Origin of the sequence: Sphingomonas sp. NPDC019816 (assembly GCF_050274375.1) — a bacterium.
GTDB lineage: Bacteria > Pseudomonadota > Alphaproteobacteria > Sphingomonadales > Sphingomonadaceae > Sphingomonas.
The window spans coordinates 1-2,144 of record NZ_JBNNOB010000247.1 but is presented as its reverse complement, the minus strand read 5'-3'; the positions used below and the strand labels follow the sequence as shown (position 1 = coordinate 2,144).

The window sequence follows — 2,144 nt, the reverse complement described above, 5'->3', positions numbered from 1 at the left end:
CGCGTGGATCTTGTCGTCGACCAGGTGGTGCAGCTTCAGCATGTAGATGATGCCCACGGTCACCTTGCGGTCGAACTGATCGCCGGTGCGCCCGTCGAACAGGTCCGACTGGCCCGAGGTGTGCAGACCCGCCAGCTCCAGCATCTCCGACACGTCGCTCTCGCGCGCGCCGTCGAACACCGGGGTCCCCATCGGCACGCCGGTGCGGATGTTCTGGACCAGCTCGGCCACTTCCTCGTCGTCACGCGCCTGGATGTCTTCGGCATAGTGATCGCCGTAGATCTCCACGAGCCGCGCCTTGACCGCTTCCGGCACCGCGCCCGGCTTGGCGTCGGGGTTGGCTTCGCGCCAATCCTCGAGCTGCGCCGCAACCTGCATACCCAGGTTGCGCGCCGCCCAGCCCAGATGCGTCTCGAAGATCTGACCGACGTTCATGCGCGACGGCACGCCCAGCGGGTTCAGCACGAGATCGACCGGCGTACCGTCCGCGAGGAAAGGCATATCCTCCTGCGGCAGGATGCGGCTGATGACGCCCTTGTTGCCGTGACGGCCGGCCATCTTGTCGCCCGGCTGCAGCTTGCGCTTCACCGCGACGAAGACCTTGACCATCTTCAGCACGCCCGGCGGCAGCTCGTCACCACGCTCCAGCTTGTCGCGACGGTCATGGAACTTGTCCGTGATCCGCTTGGCGGCTTCGTCATACTGCGCCTTGACCGCTTCCAGATCGCTCTGGCGCGCGTCGTCGGCGACGGCGAACTTCCACCATTCATGACGATCGACCGATTCCAGCACCTCGGCATCGATGACGATGCCCTTCTTCACGCCCTTGGGCGCGGCGGTGGCGGTCTGGTCGAGCAGCATCTCGCGCAGGCGGCTCCAGGTCGCCCGGTTGAGGATCGTGCGCTCGTCGTCGGCGTCCTTCTTCAGACGCTCGATCTCCTCGCGCTCGATCGCCATCGCGCGCTCGTCCTTGTCGATGCCGTGACGATTGAAGACGCGCACGTCGACGATGGTCCCTGCCACACCCGGCGGCAGGCGGAGCGAGGTGTCGCGCACGTCGCTGGCCTTTTCACCGAAGATCGCGCGGAGGAGCTTTTCTTCCGGCGTCATCGGCGATTCGCCCTTCGGCGTGATCTTGCCGACCAGGATGTCGCCCGGCTCCACCTCGGCCCCGACATAGACGATGCCCGCCTCGTCGAGGTTGCGCAGCGCCTCTTCACCCACGTTCGGGATGTCGCGGGTGATGTCTTCCGGCCCGAGCTTGGTGTCGCGCGCCATGACTTCGAACTCGTCGATATGGATCGACGTGAACACGTCGTCCTTCACGATCCGCTCGGAGATGAGGATCGAGTCCTCATAATTATAGCCGTTCCAGGGCATGAACGCGACGAGCGCGTTGCGGCCCAGCGCCAGCTCGCCGAACTCGGTCGAGGGGCCGTCGGCGATCACGTCGCCCGCCTTCACGACGTCGCCCACCTTCACCAGCGGACGCTGGTTGATGCAGGTCGACTGGTTCGAACGCTGGAACTTCATCAGCGTGTAGATGTCGACGCCCGACTTGCCGGCATCGACCTCACCCGTGGCGCGAACCACGATACGCGCCGCATCGACTTGGTCGACGATACCGGCACGCTTCGCCGCGATCGCCGCGCCCGAGTCGCGGGCCACGGTCTCTTCCATGCCGGTGCCAACGAAGGGCGCTTCCGCCTTCACCAGCGGCACGGCCTGACGCTGCATGTTCGAGCCCATGAGCGCGCGGTTGGCGTCGTCGTTTTCTAGGAACGGAATGAGCGAGGCGGCGACCGAGACGAGCTGCTTCGGCGACACGTCCATCAGCGTGATCTGATCGGGCAACGCCATCAGGAATTCACCGGCCTGACGCGCCGAGACGAGATCCTCGGTGAAGCGGTTGTCCGCATCCGTCGCGGCCGACGCCTGGGCGACGGTGTGCTTCTGCTCTTCCATCGCCGACAGGTACACGACCTCGTCGGTGACGCGGCCGTCGATCACCTTGCGGTACGGCGTCTCGATGAAGCCATACTTGTTCACGCGGGCGAAGGTCGACAGCGAGTTGATCAGACCGATGTTCGGGCCGTCCGGCGTTTCGATCGGGCAGATGCGGCCATAATGCGTCGGTTGAACGT

Annotated in this window: 1 protein-coding gene; it reads right to left on the bottom strand. The window is 65.3% G+C overall.

Annotated features, from left to right (window positions below):
- The coding region (gene rpoB / locus ACQKJZ_RS19085; protein WP_427733257.1) for a DNA-directed RNA polymerase subunit beta at positions 1 to 2,144 on the bottom strand (2,144 nt) is incomplete at both ends.